We start from the raw sequence: 20,027 nt of genomic DNA, 5'->3' as shown, positions 1-20,027 counted from the left end.
TTCCCCTGGACGTGTGTGGAAGAGGATTACTTGCTGCGCGGCAGGGTGACCCGGCCGCTGACGTTGCGGTGTTCGATATCGCCGCTGCCGCTGTGATCGACGGTCAGGCTGCCGCGTACGCCGTCCACCTGGATGTCGCCCGAGCCGTGGCTGCGCACATGCACGTTGCCGCCGATATCGGCCAGATCGATGCCACCGGAGCCGACCACGCCGACTTCGACGCTGCCCTGCACGCGCTTGAACTCGATGTCGCCGGAGCCGACCGTATCCAGGCGTGTGTTGCCACGCACATCGGTGATCTTCAGGTCACCCGAACCGACAGTGCCGGTGATGGCATCGCCGCCGATGTTGCGGGCATTGACGTCGCCCGAACCCAGCGACAGCAGATTCAGCGAACTGCCGCCATCGATGTTGAGGTCGCCGGAACCCACTGCAGCGTGGATGCTGCCACGGGTACCGCGGGCCACCGCGTCACCGGAGCCGACGTCCACGCTGAGCGACTGTGCGTTTTCCACGCTGGCGTCACCCGAGCCGACCTTGAACTGCAGCGGCAGGTTGTCCGGCACGCTGCCACGGATATCCAGCCAGGCGTAGCTGTTGCCCAGGCTGATGCCGCTTTGGCGGCCTTCGCGGCGCAGGCTCACCACCAGCTTGTCGCCCACCTTGCGCTGGTCCAGTACCAGTTGGTCCAGCCATTCCTGGCTGGACGCGCAGGCGCGGCCGTCCAGCTGGCCGCCGCCAGCGCTGGCGACCACCTTCAGGTCATGCTGGTTGACCTCGAACACCACCGTCTTGGCACCGGCCACGTCCAGCTTCAGCGCGCGGGCGGCAGTGAACTTGCAGTTCGGAGCATCGGCGGCCAGCGCCGACAACGGCAACAGCAACAACGCAGAACAGGCGAGCAAAGAACGCATGGGTGGTGCCTCCGGGTGGATGGAATCAGATCTCGCCGGCGCGCTTGCGCAGGCGGATGGCGAGGAAGATGAACAGTGCCCCGACGGCCGCACCGATCCACAGCTCCGGCATCGCCAGCGACTTCAGCTGAGAGGCGGGGGACATCAGGCTGACCACCGAATCCAGGTCGCGGCGCGAACCTTCACCTGCGCCGAGGCGGTACAGCAGGTCCATGCCGGGCACGCCGCCCAGCAGCAGGCGGCCGACGATGTTCTGCCAGAACCAGCCGGTGGTCAGGCCGAACAGCGGCATGATCTTGGTGGTGCTGACGATGACGCCGGCAAACAGTGGCAGCATCACCGCCCACAGGAACGGCTTGCTCTTGGCCCAGGCCGAGCACAGCAGCAGCCACCCTGCAGTGGGCAGGGCCCAAAGCGCGTAGACCGGAATCCAGCTCAGGTGGCCAGCGGCCAGGGTCAACGGGCTGGCGGGCCCCCAGATCAGCGCCATCGGGCTGCCACCGTGCATCAGCGCGACGATGCTGATGATCAGCATGAAGCCGAACATGGTGATGATGCCGGCAATCACCGCGATCAGCGGTGCCACGACCAGTGCGCTGATGACCTTGGACAGCACGGTCTGGGTATCCGACAGCGGCAACGACTTCCAGAACAGGATGCTGCGGTCGCGGCGGTCGTCGTACAGGGCGCCGAGGCAATAGAAGAACACCACGAAGGCCAGCACCAGGAACGGCCATGCCGAGCTGAGCACCAGGGTCAGGTCAAGGCCGTTACCGAGGTCGGCAAGGTCCTTGCCGTCGATGTTGCGGGTGAGCAGCGCCAGGTCCAGGCCATTGACGTTCACGCTCTCGCCATCGACATGCAGCGCACCGTTGCGCGCCGCGCGGTTCAGCGCGAACAGGCCGAAGGCGATGCCGACGGTGCTCATCACCAGCGAGATCAGGCCGGCGATCAGCGGGGCATACAGGAAACCGCCGCGGTTTTCCCAGTACTCGCGCTTGAGCAGCCAGCGCAGCGTGCCGAGGGGGCTGACGGGATGGTTGACGGCATTCATGCGTAGGTCCCCTTCATGACGGCGACGAACAGGTCGGCCAGGCCCGGGCTGCGGGTCTCGCCAAGGGTGGAAAGCTGGGCGCGCGGTACGCCGTCGAACAGCATCACGGTCTTGCCGAACGCCAGGCTGCGTTCGTCGATCGGCTTCAGGGCGCGTGCGGTCTCCAGCTGGTCGGCGTTGACCAGCAGTTCGGTGTAACGCTGGCCGACCTCGTCCATTTCCGCATCGAGCACGATGCGGCCATCACGGATGAACATGACGTCGCTGAGGATGTGCTCGATCTCTTCCACCTGGTGGGTGGTGACGATGATGGTCTTCTGCTCGTCGAAGTAGTCTTCCAGCAGGCGCTGGTAGAACTCCTTGCGGTACAGGATGTCCAGGCCCAGGGTGGGCTCGTCCAGTACCAGGATGCGGGCATCGATGGCCATCACCAGTGCCAGGTGCAGCTGCACGATCATGCCCTTGGACAGCTCGCGCACGCGCTGCTTCGGCTGCAGCTTGGTGTTGGCCAGGAAGCGCTCGCAGCGGGCGCGGTCGAAGCGCGGATGCACGCCGGCGACGAAATCGATGGCTTCGCGCACCTTCAGCCAGCGCGGCAGCACGGCGACGTCGGCGATGAAGCAGATGTCGTTCATCAGTTCGTCGCGGTGCAGCCGCGGGTCGCGCCCGAGCACACTCAACTCACCTTCCACCGAGGTGAGGCCAAGAATGGCCTTCAGCGCGGTGGTCTTGCCGGCGCCATTGGGACCGATCAGGCCGACGATGCGCCCGCCCGGAATGCTGAAGCTGGCACTGTCGAGGGCAACGGTGGACTTGTAGGCCTTGCGCAGGCCGCGGGCGGTGATGACCGGTTCGCTTGCGGTGCTATTCATCAGACTTTCCCCTGGGGCAGCAATTCGTCGAGGCTCAGGCCCAGGCGCTGGATGCGCTCCAGCACGGCCGGCCATTCTTCATTGAGGAAGCGCTCGCGCTCGCTGCTGCGCAGCTGCGTGGCGGCCTGCTCGGTCATGAACATGCCCAGCCCGCGGCGCTTTTCGACCAGGCCTTCGTCGGCCAGTTCCTGGTAAGCGCGCGAAACGGTGATGGGGTTCAGTTGGTAATCGGCGGCCACCTGGCGCACCGAAGGCAGGGCATCGCCCGGCTTGAGGATTCCGTCGAGCATCATGGCGATCACGCGCTCCTTCAACTGACGGTAGATGGGAGCGCCGTCGCTCCACTGGATGTCGCTCATATTCAGCTCCGTGGGGTCAGCGGCTGGGCGAACGAGAAATACGGCATGGACAGGGAGCTGTGCAGCCGACGCGGGGGAGGGGGGGAGGAATCGGCGTTCCCGGCCGGTGTAGCGATTGCATCCTGCGCACTGTCGGGCGAGGCGGGGGCGGTGGGCGTGGCCAGCCAGGCCAGCACGATCAGGGTCGAAACAGCAGCGGCCGCGGGTGCGGTGAGGTTGCGACGGATCCGGGCGTTCATGGCTTCCCCCTGTCTCAGGTGACTGGTGTTGTATGCAACTATAACACCGGCACGCCTACGTGCAACCCCTTGCCGTCCCCAACTGATGGCAGGGGTGGTCAAATCGCTGAAATATCCGTTTATCCGATTGATTCGGAAGGGAAATCAGGTTCTGGCGCGGGCCGACCCAGGCCCGCCTTCCATTCAGTGTTGTCCATGCTATGTCATTACTGCGCCGTTGCTGGCGGGTCGTGCAGGAAAGCGCCACGCCGCGCAAAGCCACAGGCGCCCCTTGCAACAAGGGGGAAGGGGGCCCGGTGCTATAGTTCGGCCGACTCCGGCCGCTACCGGCCGGCCCTGTGAATGGCCACCGCGGACTGCTCTCGATGCCCTTGCCGACCGTTATGCCGCGCCGCCTGCGCGGCCTGTCCCTGCTGACCCTGCTGGTAGCCGGCCTGGCCGGTTCCACCCAGGTGCTGGCGGCCGATCTTCTCGACCTCGACTACCGCCCGCTGGCCAGCAAGCAGCAGGTCAACCTGCAGCAGCGCTACCACGGACAGGTGCTGCTGGTGGTCAATACCGCAAGCAAGTGCGGCTATACCCCTCAGTACGAAGGCCTGGAGGCGCTGCAGAAGCGCTATGCCGGCCGAGGTTTTGCCGTGCTCGGCTTCCCGTCCAACGATTTCAAGGGCCAGGAGCCCGGTGACGAGAAGCAGATCCAGGATTTCTGCACGCTCACCTACGGGGTCAAGTTCCCGATGTTCGAGAAGGTGCACGTGGTCGGTGCGGAGGCGACGCCGCTCTATCAACGGTTGACCGCGGCCACCGGCGTGGCCCCGGGCTGGAATTTCCACAAGTACCTGGTCGGCCGCGATGGCAAGGTCATCGCCCAGTTCGCCAGCAAGGTGACGCCGGATGATCCGCAGCTGACTGCGGCCATCGACAAGGCGCTGGCCGCAGCGGCCGCACATTGATATCCGGCACGGATGCCTCGACATCGACGGCATGCGTGCGACAATGCTTCTTTTCGCGCCGACGTCGGCGCCCAGACACTTCCAGGAATGCAGCGAATGAAGATGGGAATGCGCGGCGCCGCGGCGTCGGTTCTGATTCTGGCGATGGGCACTTCAGGTGTCGCTCTGTCGCAACAATCGGCTGCCCCCGCAGCCGCCAAGGAGACCGCAACCTTGAATTCCCCCAAGCAGAAGCTCGGCTACGCCATCGGCCTGGACGTGGCCAAGTCGTTCACCCCGATCGCCGATGAGATCGACGTGGCCGCGCTGCGCACCGCCGTGGAGCGTTCGTTCGAAGGCCTGCAGCCGCAGATCACCCAGGAACAGGCCAAGGCCACCGACGCGGCCCTGCGCCAGGTCGTGATGGCCCGCAGCGGCCAGCAGGTGCCGGGCATGGCGCCGGGTTCGCAGCCGCCGAAGGTCGACCGCGTCAAGGTGTCGCAGATGATCGGTTCCTACTCTGTGGGCCCGTCGCTGGCGCAGCTGAAGGACGACATCGATGTTGCCTCGCTGTTTGACGCGATCAGCACCGGCCTGACCAAGGGCCAGCCGAAGATGACGGAAGCTGACGCGACCGCCACCATCCAGGCCTTCATGGGCAGCAAGCAGGCTGAAATGCAGGCCAAGGCTGCCGCTGCTGCGCAGACCAACCGCGAAGAAGGCAATGCCTTCCTGGCCAAGAACAAGACCCAGCCGGGCGTCGTGACGACGGCCTCGGGCCTGCAGTACCAGGTCATCCGCCCGGGTAGCGGCGAGCGCCCGCTGCCGAGCAGCAAGGTGCGCGTGAACTATGAAGGCAAGCTGCTCAACGGCACCGTGTTCGACAGCTCCTATGGTCGTCAGCCGGCCGAGTTCGGCCTGGACCAGGTGATCAAGGGCTGGACCGAGGGCGTTGCGCTGATGCCGGTCGGTTCGAAGTACCGCTTCTGGATCCCGGGCAATCTGGCTTATGGCGAGAACGGTACGCCGGGTGGCCCGATCGGCCCGAACGCGACTCTGACGTTCGACGTCGAGCTGCTGGGCGTCCTGCCGTAAGCCACCACGGAGCCTGCACGGACATGCGCGTTGCGATTTTCGGTACCGGTTATGTAGGTCTGGTGACCGGTACCTGCCTGGCCGATGTCGGTCATCAGGTGGTCTGCGTCGATATCGACCAGGCCAAGGTGGATGGCCTCAACCAGGGCATCATCCCGATCTATGAGCCCGGCCTGGAGCCGATGGTGAAGGCCAACCACGCCGCGTCGCGGCTGGCATTCACCACCGATGCCGCGTCCGCGATCGCGCATGGCCAGGTGGTGTTCATCGCCGTCGGCACGCCGCCGGACGAGGACGGCAGCGCTGACCTGCAGTACGTACTGGCCGTGGCCCGTACCATTGGCCGGCACATGAGCGTGCCGACCGTGGTGGTCAACAAGTCGACGGTGCCGGTCGGCACCGCCGACAAGGTGCGTGCGGCCATTGCTGAAGAACTTGCCGCGCGTGGCGCGGACATCACCTTTGACGTGGTGTCCAACCCGGAATTCCTGAAGGAAGGCGACGCGGTCGCCGACTGCATGCGCCCGGACCGCATCATCATTGGTGCGACCAGCGAGGAGTCGGTCGCGGTGATGCGTCGTCTGTATGCGCCGTTCAACCGCAACCACGACCGCGTGGTGGAAATGGACGTGCGCTCGGCCGAGCTGACCAAGTACGCGGCGAACGCGATGCTGGCGACCAAGATTTCGTTCATGAACGAAATCGCAAACATCGCCGAGCGCGTCGGTGCCGACGTCGAGCAGGTCCGCCAGGGTATCGGCTCGGACCCGCGCATCGGCTGGCACTTCATCTACCCGGGCGCCGGCTACGGTGGCTCCTGCTTCCCCAAGGACGTGCAGGCGCTGGCCCGCACCGCCCAGCAGCATGGTCTTGAGCCGAAGCTGCTGAACGCGGTGGAAGCGGTCAACGATGCGCAGAAGGGCCACCTGTTCGCCCTCATCCAGCGTCATTACGACAAGGGCGAGGACGAAGGCGTGCGTGGCAGGACCTTTGCCGTGTGGGGCCTGGCCTTCAAGCCGAATACCGACGACATGCGTGAAGCCTCCAGCCGTCGCCTGCTGGCGCAGCTGTGGGAAGGCGGTGCCACGGTGCGTGCCTATGATCCGGAAGCGATGCATGAATCGCAGCGCATCTTCGGCGAGCGCGATGACCTGGTGTTCTGCAGCAGTGCTGATGAGGCCCTCGAAGAGGCCGACGCGCTGGTGGTGGTCACCGAGTGGAAGCAGTTCCGCAGCCCCGACTTCCAGAAGCTGCGCGAGCAGCTGAAGGACGCGGCGGTGTTCGATGGGCGCAATCTGTACGATCCTGCCGAAGTGGAAGCTGCTGGCCTGGCGTACTACGGCATTGGCCGGGGGCGTTCGCTGCATGTCTGACCTGCTGCCGACCGAACGGGAGCAGGCGCTGGAAGCGCGCCTGGTCGAACTGGAAATGCGCGTGTCCTTCCAGGAACAGGCGCTTGCCGAATTGAGCGATGCGCTGGCCGATGCCCGCATGCAGGGCATGCGCAATGCCGACGTGTTGCGTGTGCTGCTGGAGGACCTGGGCAAGGTCCGCAACGCACTGAATTCTTCCGATCCGGCGAGCGAACCGCCGCCGCCGCACTACTGATCCGAATCCTATGAGCGATACCCTCCGCGACCAGCTGATGGGCCTGGGCTTCAAGCCCGCGCCCAAGCCCGAGCGCAAGAATGATGGCCCCCGCCGTGATGGCCGCCCGCAGGGCAAGGGTGGCAACGGCAATGGAAAGCCGCAGGGCGCTGGCAAGGGCGAGCACAAGCCCGGTGAGCGTCGCGGGCATGGCCACGGTGGCCCGGGCAGGCCCGGCCAGTCGCGTGGCCCGGGCCAGCAGGGCCCGCGCAAGCCGCGCAGCGCCGAAGAGATGGATCTAGCCAAGGCCTATGCCATCCGTGCGCAGCGTGAGAAGGAAGAGCGCATCGAGACCGAGCGCCTGAAGCAGGAAGAAGCACGCGTGCGCCGCGAGGCGAAGGCCAAGCTGGAAGAACTGCTGAAGGACAAGGGCCTGAACTCCGAGGCGGCTGATATCGCTCGCCACTTCCCGTATGGCGGCAAGATCAAGCGCATCTACGTGACCGCCGAACAGCTGACCGCGCTCAATGCCGGTGAGCTGGGCGTGGTCCAGCTCAATGGCCGTTACCTGCTGGTGACCGCCGAAGTGCTGGCACAGTCCGAAGCGGTGTTTGCCGCATCGGTGGCACTGAAGGTCGACCCGAACGCGCCGGCCGAGGAAGATCCCTACGCGGACCCGCAGTACCAGGTACCGGACGACCTGGTCTGGTAACTGCACCTGCTGCACGATGAAAACGCCGGGCATTGCCCGGCGTTTTCGTTACCGGACGCGCGCAGTGCTGTGGCGTGCACGGATCAACGGCAGGCTCAGCGCGAAGAAGCACAGCAGTGCGCCGACCAGAGCGAATCCGCTACCTGCGAGGAAGGCCGTGCGTCCCTCGTCGATCTTCCACAATTGGCCGGCGATGAGCGCGCCCAGCACGCCGCCGACACCGGACGAGAAACCGTACAGCAGGCCCTGGCCATGGCCATTGAGGCGTCCGGGGAAGTAGATCGCCAGCATCTGCATCGCCGCGGCGAAGAACGCGGCAAAGCCCAGCGCGTGCGCGGTCTGCGCCAGCAGCATCACCGGCAGGTTTTCCGGGAACAGCGCGGTCACCGCCCAGCGCAGGCAGGAGCTGACCAGGGCGATCAGCAGCATCCAGCTGGCGTCATAGCGGCGGAAGAAACGGCCGATGGTGAAGAACACGCCCACTTCGAACACCACGCCGATGGTCCAGAGCAGGCCGAGCGTGGATGTGCGATAGCCGTGGTGGTCCATGTAGACCGAGAAGAAGGTGTAGTACGGGCCGAACGAGAGCTGCTCCATGAAAGCGGCCAGGAAGAACGCCAGCACCGGCGGGCGGCGCACGATCTGCCAGAAGCCGCTGGCATCGCCGCCGGTCCTGCCGATGTCGCGTGCGTAGTGGTTGCTGAAGGCCGAGGCGACCAGCAGGACGAACAGCGGCAGCATCATCCAGGGCAGCAGCCCGGCGCGGCCGGCGGTGCCGTCACCTTCGATCAGCCAGCCGAACAGGGTGACGATGGCGATGAACCCAAGCGAACCCCAGACCCGGATCAGGCCGTAGCGGTGGCTGTCGCTGCCGAGATGGGTGAGGGTGATCGACTCGAACTGCGGCATCACCGCGTTGTAGAAGAAGCAGAACACGATCATCGCCGGATACATCCATGGCTGCGGCAGAGGCAGCAGGAATGCGGCGAAGCTGATCAGGGTCAGTACGCAGCCGATGCGCAACAGTCGGATCGGCCGCGGTGAGGTGGCTGCCAGCGAGGTCCAGGCACTGGGTGCAACCACGCGTGTGGCATACCACAGCCCCATCATCACGCTGATGGCGGTCACGCTCATCCCGCGTGCAGTGAGGAACAGGCTCCAGTACGGAGTGAACGCGCCCAGCGCCGCGTAATAGAACAGGTAGAAGCTGGAAAGACGGGCAACGGGAACGGTCATCGCGGAATGATGAAGCAAAAAGGGGACGGAGGGGATTAAGTCGTTTGAGGCACAAACGACTTAATCCCCTCCGTCCCCTTTTCGGGTCATTCGGGATCGTAGTCGAGGTTGGAGGCCAGCCAGCGCTCGGCCTGGGCGCGCTCCACGCCCTTGCGCCGGGCGTAGTCGGTGACCTGCTCGCGGCTGAGGCGCCCGACCACGAAGTACTGGCTTTGCGGATGACTGAAGTAGTAGCCCGACACTGCGGCGGTCGGAAGCATCGCAAAGCTCTCGGTCAGTTCCATGCCGGCGTTGGCCTCGGCCCGCAGCAGATCGAACAGGCGCCGCTTCTCGCTGTGCTCGGGGCACGCCGGATAGCCGGGGGCGGGGCGGATGCCACGGTACTGCTCATCGATCAGGGCGTCGTTGTCCAGCGTCTCGGCCTGGTCATAACCCCAGAATTCCGTGCGTACGCGCTGATGCAGGCGCTCGGCCAGGGCTTCGGCGAAGCGGTCGGCCAGCGCCTTCAGCAGGATCGCGTTGTAGTCGTCATGCTCGGCTTCGAAGCGCGCCACGTGGGCATCGATGCCGATGCCGGCGGTGACCGCGAACGCGCCGATCCAGTCCTGCCTGCCGCTGTCGGTCGGGGCGATGAAATCGGCCAGGCAGAAATCCGGGCGCTCGGCCGGCTTGTCCACCTGCTGGCGCAGGAAGTGCAGGGTGGTCTCGCCCTGTGGGTGCTGCACGCGCACGTCGTCGCCGACGCTGTTGGCCGGCCACAGGCCGAACACGGCCTTGGCGGTCAGCCACTTCTCGCCGACGATGCGGTCGAGCATCGCGCGGGCATCGCGGTAAAGCTCGCTGGCCTGGCTGCCGACGATCTCGTCGGTGAGGATCGCCGGGAACTTGCCGGCAAGCTCCCAGGCCTGGAAGAACGGCGTCCAGTCGATGTACTCGACCAGCTCGGCCAGCGGATAGTCATCGAAGACGTGCAGGCCCGGCTGCTTCGGTGCGGGCGGCGTGTAGTTCCCCCAGTCGCCCTGGAACTTCTGCCCGCGTGCATGTTCCAGCGACACCAGGCGCTTGGCATCGCCACGATTGCGGTGCCGTGCCCGGATCTCGGCATAGTCGGCCTCGTTGGCGGCAACGAAGGCTTCGCGCAGGTCGCGCGAGATCAGCGACTGGGCCACGCCGACCGCGCGCGAGGCGTCCTTCACCCACACCGTAGGCGCTTTGTAGTGCGGGTCGATCTTCAACGCGGTGTGCGCGCGCGAGGTGGTGGCGCCGCCGATCAGCAGCGGCAGATTGAAACCCTGGCGCTCCATCTCGCGGGCGACGTGGCTCATCTCCTCCAGCGAGGGAGTGATCAGACCGGACAGGCCGATCAGGTCGGCGTTGTGCTCGCGCGCGGCATCGAGGATCTTCTGCGCCGGCACCATCACGCCAAGGTCGACCACCTCGAAGTTGTTGCAGGCCAGGACCACGCCGACGATGTTCTTGCCGATGTCATGCACATCGCCCTTCACCGTGGCCATGATGATCTTGCCGTTGCTCTTGGCAGTGTCGCCGCTGCGCGCCTTCTCCGCCTCGATGTACGGCAGCAGGTAGGCCACGGCCTTCTTCATCACACGCGCGGATTTCACCACCTGCGGCAGGAACATCTTGCCGGCGCCGAACAGGTCACCGACGATGTTCATGCCGTCCATCAGCGGGCCTTCGATCACGTCCAGCGGGCGGCTGGAGGCCTGCCGGGCCAGCTCGGTGTCTTCCTCGACAAAGGCATCCAGGCCGTGCACCAGTGCATGCGCCAGGCGCTGCGCCACCGGCTTGTCGCGCCAGGCCAGGTCTTCGGTCTTCGCCGCACCCTTCCTGCCCTTGTAGCGCTCGGCGATCTCCAGCAGGCGTTCGGTGGCATCGCTGCGGCGGTTGAGGATCACATCCTCCACGCGCTCACGCAGCTCCGGCTCCAGCTCATCGTAGATCGGCATGGCACCGGCATTGACGATGCCCATGTCCATGCCGGCGGCGATGGCGTAGTACAGGAACACCGAATGGATGGCCTGGCGCACCGTTTCGTTGCCGCGGAACGAGAACGAGACGTTGGAGACGCCACCGGAGACGTGGCAGTGCGGCAGCGTCTGCTTGATGATGCGGGTGGCTTCGATGAAGTCCACCGCATAGTTGTCATGTTCTTCGATGCCGGTGGCGACGGCGAAGATGTTCGGATCGAAGATGATGTCCTGCGGCGGGAAGCCGATCTCGTCGACCAGGATGCGGTAGGCGCGGGTGCAGATCTCGACCTTGCGCGCGCAGGTATCGGCCTGCCCGCTTTCATCGAAGGCCATCACCACCGCGGCAGCACCGTAGCGCAGGACCTTGCGCGCGTGCTCGCGGAACAGTGCCTCGCCTTCCTTCAGCGAGATCGAGTTGACCACGCTCTTGCCCTGCAGGCACTTCAGGCCGGCCTCGATCACGCTCCACTTGGAGGAGTCGACCATCACCGGGATGCGGGCGATGTCCGGCTCGGACATGATCAGGTTGAGGTAGCGGGTCATCGCCGCTTCCGAATCGATCAGGCCCTCGTCCATGTTGACGTCGAGGATCTGCGCGCCGCTTGCCACCTGCTGGCGGGCCACGTCCACCGCTTCTTCGTAGCGGCCTTCCTTGATCAGCTTGCGGAACTGCGCGCTGCCGGTCACGTTGGTGCGTTCGCCGACGTTGATGAACAGCAGGTCCGGGGTGATGACCAGGGGTTCCAGGCCGGACAGGCGGGTAGGGCGGACAGGCGTCATGGCAGGCGTCGGCTCAGCAGCAATAGGGCGGGAAGTGCGGAACGGTGGCGGCGACATTCATGCGGCCTGCTCCCGGGTGCCGGGCAGTGCGCGCGGCGGCAGCCCGGTCACAGCCGCGGCAATGGCGCGGATATGGTCGGGCGTGGAGCCGCAGCAGCCGCCGACCAGGTTCAGCAGGCCATCTTCGGCGAAGCCTCGCAGGGTGCTGGCCATGTCCTCCGGCGTCTCGTCATACTCGCCGAAGGCATTGGGCAGACCGGCATTGGGGTGTGCGCTGACGTAGCAGTCGGCGACCTGCGCAAGGGTTTCCACGTGCGGTCGCATCGCATCGGCGCCCAGCGCGCAGTTCAGCCCGATCGACAGCGGCCGAGCATGCGCCAGCGAGGCATGGAAGGCTTCCGCAGTCTGCCCGGACAGGGTGCGTCCGGACGCGTCGGTGATGGTGCCGGAGATCATCACCGGCAAGCGCGCGCCACGCGCATCAAAAGCCTCTTCCAGCGCATACAGCGCCGCCTTGGCGTTGAGCGTGTCGAAGATGGTCTCGACCATGAGGGTGTCGGCACCGCCGTCGATCAGGCCCTCGATCGCTTCGCGGTAGGTGTCGCGCAGCTCGTCGAAGCTGGTGTTGCGGAAGCCCGGATCATTGACGTCGGGACTGATCGAGGCGGTGCGGCTGGTGGGGCCGATCACCCCGATCACGAAGCGGGGCTTGCCCGGCGTGGTCGCAGCCACTGCATCACAGCAGGTTCGCGCAACTGCGGCACCGGCCTTGTTCAATTCGTACACCAGGTGTTCGAGGTGGTAGTCGGCCTGGCTGACCGACGTGGCGTTGAAGGTGTTGGTCTCGACCAGATCCGCGCCCGCTTCCAGGTAGGCGGTGTGGATGTCGGCGATGATCTGCGGCCGGGTCAGCAGCAGCAGGTCGTTGTTGCCCTTCAGGTCATGGCCTTCCGGTGTTGCGTGATCGCAGCCGGGGCCATGCAGATGGTCGTAGCCATCGGCGAAGCGCTCGCCACGGTAATCGTCTTCCTGCAGGCCATGGCGCTGGATCATCGTACCCATCGCGCCGTCGATGATCAGGATCCGCTCGCGCAGGGCGTCGAGCAGGGCGTTGGCACGATCAGGATGCAACCAGGGCAGGGCAGGCATGGCGGTCTCGGCTCAGGGCTTGTGGGCGATCAGTGAAATCACTTCAAAGTGCGGCGGACGCTTTTCGCGGGTAACCGTCTCCAGGCTGGACACCTGCAGGCCGGCCTTGTCGACGAACCTGCGCAGTTCCTTGTCACTGAAACCGAGGTTGACGTGGCCGTAAGCCTCCACTGCTGCCTTGTGCTCGTGGCGGGCGAGGCTGCACAGCAGCAGGCGGCCACCGGGGCGCAGCACGCGCGCGCCTTCGGTCACCGCCTGCGCCGGCTTGCTGGCGTAGGTCAGCGCGTGCATCAGCACTACCAGATCGAAACTGTTGTCCTTGAAGGGCAGCGCATGCATGTCGCCCTCGCGCACTTCCACGTTGGGCAGACGGCGTAGGCGCTCGCTGGCGGCGGCGACCACGCGCGCGCTGGTGTCGATGCAGATGTAGCGCTTGGCATGCGGGGCCACCAGTTCGGCCAGCACGCCGTCACCAGAGGCGATGTCCAGCACGTCGCCGGTCTCCAGCAGCGGCAGCGCGGTGCGGGCGAGGGCTTCCCAGGTGCGCCCCGGGGAGTAGTGGCGTTCCATGTCGCCGGCCACGCTGTCGGCCCAGTTCTGGTCGGAGGCGCGATGGGCCAGCACGGCAGCGACGCGTTCAGCGTCCTGGCGCAGCAGCGGGTCATCGCTTCCGTTGCTCAAGGCATGCCACAATGCACGCTGCGCCGGGTCCAGCTGGGCCTCGTCGAAGCGGTAATAGGCCGATACGCCCGCACGGCGGTCGCGGACCAGGCCGGCTTCCTTCAGGCGCGCCAGGTGGGTGGACACGCGTGGCTGTGCCAGCCGGGTGATCGCCGACAGTTCGGCCACGGTCAGTTCCTCCTGCTCCAGCAGCGCCAGCAGGCGCACGCGGGTCGCATCGGCGAACACCTTCAGGCGGGTCGACCAGTCTTCAAGATCCATAAATATCTACCTATCGCGATATAGAGATATATTCGCTGAAAGGGCCCGTCGCGGTCAAGTCGCCAGCGTACGGAAACAGCCGGGCCCCGGTACAATCGGGGCACCTGGGCGCGCCGTATGTAGCCCATAACTTCATGTACCCGGGAGGGTGTTGTGGATTTCAGCTTTACCGAAGAGCAGTTGATGCTGCAGGACGTTGCGCGGCGCATCGCGCAGGAGAAGATCGCCCCGAGCGCGGAGCACCATGACCGTACCGGCGAGTTCCCGCTCGACAACATCCGCCTGCTGGGCGAGAACGGCCTGATGGGCATCGAAGTGCCGACCGAATACGGTGGCGCGGGCATGGACCCGGTTGCGTACGTGCTGGCGATGGTGGAGGTCGCCGCCGCCGACGCAGCCCATTCGACCATCATGTCGGTCAACAACTCGCTGTTCTGCAACGGCATCCTCACCCACGGTACCGAGCAGCAGAAGCAGACCTACGTGCGTGCCATCGCCGAGGGCGAGGCCATTGGCGCGTTCGCGCTGACCGAGCCGCAGTCCGGCTCCGATGCCACCGCCATGCGCTGCCGCGCGGTGAAGCAGGCCGACGGCACCTTCGTCATCAACGGCAAGAAGAGCTGGATCACCTCCGGCCCGGTGGCCAGGTACATCGTGCTGTTCGCGATGAGCGAGCCGGACAAGGGCGCGCGCGGCATCACCGCCTTCCTCATCGATACCGACAAGGCGGGCTTCGGTCGCGGCAAGACCGAGCCGAAGCTGGGCATCCGCGCTTCGGCCACCTGCGAGATCGAGTTCAGCGATTACGTGGCGCAGGCCGAAGACGTGCTGGGCCAGGAAGGCGAGGGCTTCAAGATCGCCATGAGCGTGCTCGATGCTGGCCGCATCGGCATCGCCTCGCAGGCCATCGGCATCGCCCGCGCCGCCTATGAGGCGACCCTGGAATACGTGAAGGAGCGCAAGGCCTTCGGCGCGGCCATCGGCACCTTCCAGATGACCCAGGCCAAGATCGCCGACATGAAGTGCAAGCTGGACGCAGCGCTGCTGCTGACCCTGCGTGCCGCGTGGGTGAAGGGTCAGGGCAAGCGTTTCAGCACCGAAGCAGCGGTGGCCAAACTGACCGCTTCGGAAGCAGCGATGTGGATCACGCACCAGGCGGTGCAGATCCACGGCGGCATGGGGTACTCGAAGGAGATGCCGCTGGAGCGTTACTTCCGTGATGCCAAGATCACCGAGATCTACGAGGGCACCTCGGAGATCCAGCGCCTGGTGATCGCGCGCAACGAGACCGGGTTGCGCTGATGGACGCGACGGGGCGGCGATTGCCGCCCCGTTTCCTTTGTGCGATCAACGTGGCAATCGGCAAACGATATCCGTTCCGTTCCATTCACAGACGATCTGCAGCGACTCAGGTGGAGCACCGGGGAACATGTTCACCCCATAGAGGCGACCGGAGTCGATCCATCGATCCAGATCGTCCCGGCTGTTGAAGTTGTAGGTGCCGGCGAAGTGTTGGGCCAGGCCGGGGCTGGTTGCCGCGCCGTCGGGAATCATGTTGCCATTGGCGTCCTTGCTCTGGCCTTGCACGTATCTGGCGGTGTCCACTGACGAAGAGACGATGGCCAGCGTAGTCTTCGAGCCATCGCGCCAGGTGATCCTGTAGATTGCACCGTCGATTCCGAGGGCCTTGCTGACGAAGCTCAGGCCGATCGAGGACAGGAATGTCGCCATGCTGTTCCAAGCCCTCGACGATGTCGTGGCGCCTGTGAATGCCTTGCCCATGGCGCTCTCCAGCCTGAATCGCTCGGTTGCCATCTGCACGACATCGTAGGCGTTGAGGTTCTTGTGCTCTTCCGGGAAGCCTATGCCGTTGGCGTATTGCGGGTCATCAGGATGAACCTCGTACTGGACTCCTCTTCCGGCCCACTGCCGCGGCGCGAACTGTACGGTTGGCACGTTGTTGTCGAGCATCCCCATGATCCGATTGAAGGATGCGTTGATTGGCTCGGGAATCTGCGCCCTGGTGGCGCGATACCGACGCAGCTCGCGATCGTATTCCACATCGAAGCCATGGAGCCGGCGCTGCTGGAAGTCGACGACGATGGTGGGCCCCGTGCCCGAGTAAAGCGCCAGTGCGCGTGGATCGCGACAGTTGTCGCAGACGAGGACGCCTGCCGCATGTGCGTCCTGGACGCTGCTGGCCGCGAAGAGCGCGCCAAGCAGAAGGGCGGGGCGGCTGAAGCGTCGTAGTGGTGCTCTTTCCATGAACTGTCTCCTGGGCGGCATCGGATCGATTGCCGTGGAGGCATCTGGATAGCAACGATCCGGGCGTGCCGCACTTCTGCGCGCCCAGGAATCCAAAGCGGGGGCCTTATGCGAAACCGGTAGACGCCTTGAGCGCCTCGTTGTCGGCGCAGCAGTGGAAGGGACTTTTCAGTACAGGCCGTATGCGACCGGTCTCCGGGCAGGCGACATGCCAACGATCCATTGGCATTCCCGCTCCTTGGTCGCAGAATGCTCCACCGTTCATGGACGCCACCACATGCTCATCTATCGAGGCGCAGGGCTGCTGACCCTGCTCACACCGATCGCTGCCGTGCTGCTCATCCTCATCCTGTTCCCGGATCCAGCGGTGGGTCGCGGCAATACTTCACTCAGCCAGGTCCTGCTGGCGTTCGGCCTTGGCTCGGCAATCAACACGGTGCTGGGTTTCGTGCTCAATCGAAAGCCGCGTGCACCTGGGCAGCATGCTCCGCATCACTTCTTCTTCCTGCCGATGCAATGGCCTGCGCTGGCGATTGTGGCGGCATGCGTGGTGATTGCAGTGTTGCGCTGAGACGCTGCCCGGACAGCGCCCACCAAGGTTGGCGACTACCGGGTATGCGTCGCTCCGGTAGATGCCGACCTGGGGCGGCATGGGTCCAGAAGCGGCAACAAAAAAGGCCCCGGATCGCACCGGGGCCTTTCTCGTTTCAGTTCACCGCTGGATCAACGATCCGGACGGTGTGCTGCATCCGCGTCGCGCTGGCGTTCCATGAACTCCTTGGACGGTTCATCCAGCTTGTCGCCCAGCATGCGGCGCACGACCACGAAGAACACCGGGATCATCAACAGGCCGAGCAGGGTGGCGAACAGCATGCCGCCGATCACGCCGGTACCGATGGCGTGGCGGGAATTGGCGCCCGCGCCGGTGGAGATCGCCATCGGGATCACGCCCATGATGAACGCGAACGAGGTCATCAGGATCGGGCGGAAACGCAGGCGGGCCGCTTCGATGGTGGCATCGCGCAGGTTCTTGCCGGCGGCGCGCTGCTCCACCGCGAACTCCACGATCAGGATCGCGTTCTTCGCCGCCAGGCCGATCACGGTGATCAGGCCGATCTTGAAGAACAGATCGTTGGGCAGGCCGCGCAGCATCGACAGGCCGAGGGCACCGAGCACACCCAGCGGCACCACCAGCAGCACCGCCACCGGGATCGACCAGCTCTCATACAGCGCGGCCAGGCACAGGAACACCACTACGATCGACAGCACCAGCAGCAGCGTCGCCGCGTTGCCAGCCAGGATTTCCTGGTAGGACATGCCCGACCAGTCGTAGCCGAAGCCGGCCGGCAGGTCGTCGTTGACGATGCTCTCCATGGTCTGCATCGCCTCGCCCGAGCTGGTACCCGGGGCCTGCGAGCCGACGATGTTGATCGCCGAGTAGCCGTTGTAGCGGCTCAGCGACGGCGGTGCCGACACCCACTCGGACTTGACCACCGTGTTCAGCGGGATCATCGAATTGGTGCCATCGGCGTTCTTGGTCAGGCTGGACGGGCTGTAGAAGCTCTTCAGCGACTCCTGGCCGGTGCGGTACGGACCATCGGCCTGCATGGTCACGCGCTTGATGCGGCCTTCGTAGAAGAAGTCGTTGACGTACACCGGGGCCAGCATCAGCTGGATGGTGCTGTACACGTCCGACACCGACATGCCCATCGACTGCGCCTGCACGCGGTCTACATGCAGCTGCAGCTGCGGCGCGTTTTCCAGGCCGTTCGGGCGCACGCCGACCAGGTGGTCCGGCTTCTGCGCGGCCTGGCCGAGCAGGATGTTGCGGGCCTGCGTCAGCTGCTCGTAACCGGCACCGCTGCGGTCCTGCAGCCACATGTCGAAGCCGCCGAACTGGCCAAGGCCCTGCACGGTGGGTAGGTTGACCACGAAGATCTGCGCTTCCTTGATGCCGTAGAACGCGCCGTTCATGTTCTGGATGAACTCGGGCGCGGTGAACTTGCGTTCCTCCCACGGCTTCAGGCGGATGAAGCCCATGCCGACGTTCTCGCCGGAACCGACGAAGCTGAAGCCGGCCACCTGCAGCATGCCTTCATAGCCATCCTGCTTTTCCAGGATGCCACGCATCTGCGCGAACACTTCGTTGGTCTGGCCCTTGGTCGAGCCCGGCGGCAGCTGCACGATCGCCAGCGCATAGCCCTGGTCTTCTTCCGGCAGGAAGCTGCCCGGCATGCGGGTGAACAGGAAGCCGCACAGTGCGGTGAGCACCACGAACAGGATCATCCAGCGCGGCGCATGGCGCACCGCCGAGGTGATGTGGCCGACATAGGTGTGGCTGATCTTGTCGTAGTACTTGTTGAAGGTGCGGTAGACGATGTTCGGATTGTCGTTGTGCGTCGGCTTCAGGAAGGTCGCGCACAGCGCCGGGGTGAAGCCCAGCGCCAGGAACGCCGAGAACGCCATCGAAATGGCGATGGTCAGGGCGAACTGCTTGTAGATCTCACCGGCGGCGCCGCCCTGCAGGGCGGACGGGATGAACACCGCAGCCAGCACGACGGTGATCGCCACCACCGCGCCGGTGATCTGGGTCATCGCCTTCTGCGTGGCCGGCTTCGGCGCCAGGCCTTCCTCGGTCATGATGCGTTCGACGTTCTCGATCACCACGATCGCGTCATCGACCACGATGCCGATTGCCAGCACCATCGCGAACAGGGTCAGCTGGTTGATCGTGAAGCCGATCATCCACATGCCCAGGAAGGTACCGAGCAGCGCCACCGGGATGACCAGGGTCGGGATCAGCGTGGCGCGGAAGTTCTGCAGGAAGATCAGCATCACCAGGAACACCAGGAACACTGCTTCAAACAGCGTCTTGACCACTTCCTGGATCGAGATCTTGACGAAGGTGGTGCTGTCGTACGGCGAGAACCAGGTCACCCCGGACGGGAAGCTGGGCTGCAGCTCGTCCATCTTGGCGCGCACCGCCTCGGCCACGTTCAGGGCGTTGGCGCCCGGCAGCAGCTGGATGGCGAAGGCACCGGTCGGCTTGCCGTTGTACTGGGTGTCGAAACCGTAGTTGTTGGCACCGAAGGCAACGCGGGCGATGTCCTTCAACAGCACCCGCGAGCCGTCAGCGTTGGCGCGCAGGATGATGTTCTCGAACTCCTGCGGCGAACTGAAGCGGCCTTCGGCCGAGACCGTGGCGGTGAAGTGCTGGCCTTCCGGCGACGGATCCGAGCCAAGCGCACCGGCGGCGAACTGCACGTTCTGCGCGCGCACCGCAGCCAGCACCTGGCTGGCCGACAGGCCATAACCCTGCATCTTTTCCGGGTTCAGCCAGATGTTCATCGCGTACTCGGAACCGAACTGCTGGGTGCTGCCGACGCCGGGGATACGCGAGACCTGGTCGAGCACGCGCGAACCAACGATGTCGTTCAGCGCATCACGGTTGATGGTCGGGGTATCGGACTGCAGCGCCACCACCATCAGGAAGCCGGCGTTGGCCTTGGCCACCACCACGCCCTGCTGGGTCACTTCCGAAGGCAGTCGTGGCGTGGCCAGCGAGACCTTGTTCTGCACCTGCACCTGGGCGATGTCCGGATCGGTACCCGTCTCGAAGGTCAGGGTGATCTGCGCACGGCCGTTGGACGACGAGGAAGAGCTGAAGTACAGCAGGTGATCGATACCGGTCAGCTGCTGCTCGATCACCTGGGTGACCGATTTTTCCGTGGTGTCGGCACTGGCGCCCGGGTAGGTGGCCGAGACGGTGACCTGCGGTGGGGCGATGTTGGGATAGGACTCCACGCCCAGGTTGAGGATCGCGATCACGCCGCTGAGCGAGATCAGGATCGCCACCACCCAGGCGAAGACTGGATGTTCGATGAAAAATTTAGGCATGAC

Annotated in this window: 18 protein-coding genes; 7 read left to right on the top strand and 11 right to left on the bottom strand. The window is 65.1% G+C overall.

Translation table 11 applies throughout. The features are described from left to right. Positions 1–26: 26 nt before the first annotated feature. The 5 genes from AC5P67_RS03575 to AC5P67_RS03555 are packed head-to-tail and all read right to left on the bottom strand — an operon-like array spanning position 27 to position 3,438. Positions 27–914, bottom strand: coding sequence for a GIN domain-containing protein (locus AC5P67_RS03575; protein WP_241889347.1), 888 nt, complete (start codon positions 912–914; stop codon positions 27–29). Between the two features lie 25 nt (positions 915–939). Next, complete coding sequence (locus tag AC5P67_RS03570; protein ID WP_005410263.1) at positions 940–1,968, bottom strand: ABC-2 transporter permease; 1,029 nt, start codon at positions 1,966–1,968, stop codon at positions 940–942. Beyond that, positions 1,965–2,840 carry an ABC transporter ATP-binding protein gene (locus AC5P67_RS03565; protein WP_062607394.1) on the bottom strand — a complete coding sequence of 292 codons (876 nt, stop codon included), beginning with the start codon at positions 2,838–2,840 and terminating at the stop codon, positions 1,965–1,967. The genes AC5P67_RS03570 and AC5P67_RS03565 overlap by 4 nt, the downstream gene beginning before the upstream one ends. Continuing rightward, a complete protein-coding gene (locus tag AC5P67_RS03560) occupies positions 2,840–3,199 on the bottom strand; it encodes a GntR family transcriptional regulator (RefSeq protein WP_005410261.1) in 360 nt (119 codons plus the stop codon). The genes AC5P67_RS03565 and AC5P67_RS03560 overlap by 1 nt, the downstream gene beginning before the upstream one ends. A 2-nt stretch (positions 3,200–3,201) precedes the next feature. Beyond that, entirely contained in the window at positions 3,202–3,438 is a 237-nt protein-coding gene (locus AC5P67_RS03555; RefSeq protein ID WP_005410260.1) for a hypothetical protein, read from the bottom strand. Positions 3,439–3,803: 365 nt separating this feature from the next. Here AC5P67_RS03555 and AC5P67_RS03550 point away from each other — a divergent pair, with 365 nt between their 5' ends. The 5 genes from AC5P67_RS03550 (at position 3,804) to AC5P67_RS03530 (ending at position 7,764) form a co-directional block, all read left to right on the top strand. Beyond that, positions 3,804–4,391 (top strand): glutathione peroxidase, encoded by a 588-nt coding sequence (locus AC5P67_RS03550; protein WP_005410259.1) that lies wholly within the window; start codon positions 3,804–3,806, stop codon positions 4,389–4,391. A gap of 96 nt (positions 4,392–4,487) precedes the next feature. Beyond that, entirely contained in the window at positions 4,488–5,465 is a 978-nt protein-coding gene (locus tag AC5P67_RS03545; protein ID WP_005413927.1) for an FKBP-type peptidyl-prolyl cis-trans isomerase, read from the top strand. 23 nt (positions 5,466–5,488) lie between these two features. Beyond that, positions 5,489–6,838 carry a UDP-glucose dehydrogenase family protein gene (locus AC5P67_RS03540; RefSeq protein ID WP_241889346.1) on the top strand — a complete coding sequence of 450 codons (1,350 nt, stop codon included), beginning with the start codon at positions 5,489–5,491 and terminating at the stop codon, positions 6,836–6,838. Beyond that, positions 6,831–7,073, top strand: coding sequence for a SlyX family protein (locus AC5P67_RS03535; protein ID WP_005410256.1), 243 nt, complete (start codon positions 6,831–6,833; stop codon positions 7,071–7,073). The genes AC5P67_RS03540 and AC5P67_RS03535 overlap by 8 nt, the downstream gene beginning before the upstream one ends. A gap of 10 nt (positions 7,074–7,083) precedes the next feature. Then, a complete protein-coding gene (locus tag AC5P67_RS03530; protein ID WP_005410255.1) occupies positions 7,084–7,764 on the top strand; it encodes a DUF2058 domain-containing protein in 681 nt (226 codons plus the stop codon). 48 nt (positions 7,765–7,812) lie between these two features. Here AC5P67_RS03530 and AC5P67_RS03525 read toward each other — a convergent pair whose 3' ends face one another. The 4 genes from AC5P67_RS03525 to AC5P67_RS03510 form a co-directional block, all read right to left on the bottom strand. Beyond that, positions 7,813–9,000, bottom strand: a complete 1,188-nt coding sequence (locus tag AC5P67_RS03525) for an MFS transporter (protein ID WP_062607387.1) — start codon at positions 8,998–9,000, stop codon at positions 7,813–7,815. 86 nt (positions 9,001–9,086) lie between these two features. Then, positions 9,087–11,771 (bottom strand): methionine synthase, encoded by a 2,685-nt coding sequence (metH, locus tag AC5P67_RS03520; RefSeq protein ID WP_495214297.1) that lies wholly within the window; start codon positions 11,769–11,771, stop codon positions 9,087–9,089. A gap of 57 nt (positions 11,772–11,828) precedes the next feature. Beyond that, positions 11,829–12,920 carry a homocysteine S-methyltransferase family protein gene (locus AC5P67_RS03515; protein ID WP_220084294.1) on the bottom strand — a complete coding sequence of 364 codons (1,092 nt, stop codon included), beginning with the start codon at positions 12,918–12,920 and terminating at the stop codon, positions 11,829–11,831. A 12-nt stretch (positions 12,921–12,932) separates the two neighbouring features. Continuing rightward, positions 12,933–13,862, bottom strand: a complete 930-nt coding sequence (locus tag AC5P67_RS03510) for an ArsR/SmtB family transcription factor (RefSeq protein ID WP_005410251.1) — start codon at positions 13,860–13,862, stop codon at positions 12,933–12,935. Positions 13,863–14,015: 153 nt separating this feature from the next. Here AC5P67_RS03510 and AC5P67_RS03505 point away from each other — a divergent pair, with 153 nt between their 5' ends. Continuing rightward, positions 14,016–15,164, top strand: a complete 1,149-nt coding sequence (locus tag AC5P67_RS03505) for an acyl-CoA dehydrogenase family protein (RefSeq protein ID WP_043034707.1) — start codon at positions 14,016–14,018, stop codon at positions 15,162–15,164. Positions 15,165–15,209: 45 nt separating this feature from the next. Here the strand turns inward: AC5P67_RS03505 and AC5P67_RS03500 are convergent, their stop codons facing one another. Further along, complete coding sequence (locus AC5P67_RS03500; RefSeq protein ID WP_005413923.1) at positions 15,210–16,127, bottom strand: hypothetical protein; 918 nt, start codon at positions 16,125–16,127, stop codon at positions 15,210–15,212. A 208-nt stretch (positions 16,128–16,335) separates the two neighbouring features. Between AC5P67_RS03500 and AC5P67_RS03495 the strand changes: the two genes are divergently transcribed. Then, positions 16,336–16,698 carry a hypothetical protein gene (locus AC5P67_RS03495; protein WP_224119239.1) on the top strand — a complete coding sequence of 121 codons (363 nt, stop codon included), beginning with the start codon at positions 16,336–16,338 and terminating at the stop codon, positions 16,696–16,698. Positions 16,699–16,850: 152 nt separating this feature from the next. On the opposite strand, the gene AC5P67_RS03490 is transcribed toward AC5P67_RS03495, so the two are convergent. Next, entirely contained in the window at positions 16,851–20,024 is a 3,174-nt protein-coding gene (locus AC5P67_RS03490) for a multidrug efflux RND transporter permease subunit (protein ID WP_099481432.1), read from the bottom strand. Positions 20,025–20,027: the final 3 nt, after the last annotated feature.

The sequence above is a fragment of the Stenotrophomonas sp. YJH_SMC_21 genome, assembly GCF_059369555.1.
The sequence above is the reverse complement of the archived record's forward strand: the minus strand, read 5'-3'. Positions and strand labels throughout refer to the sequence as shown.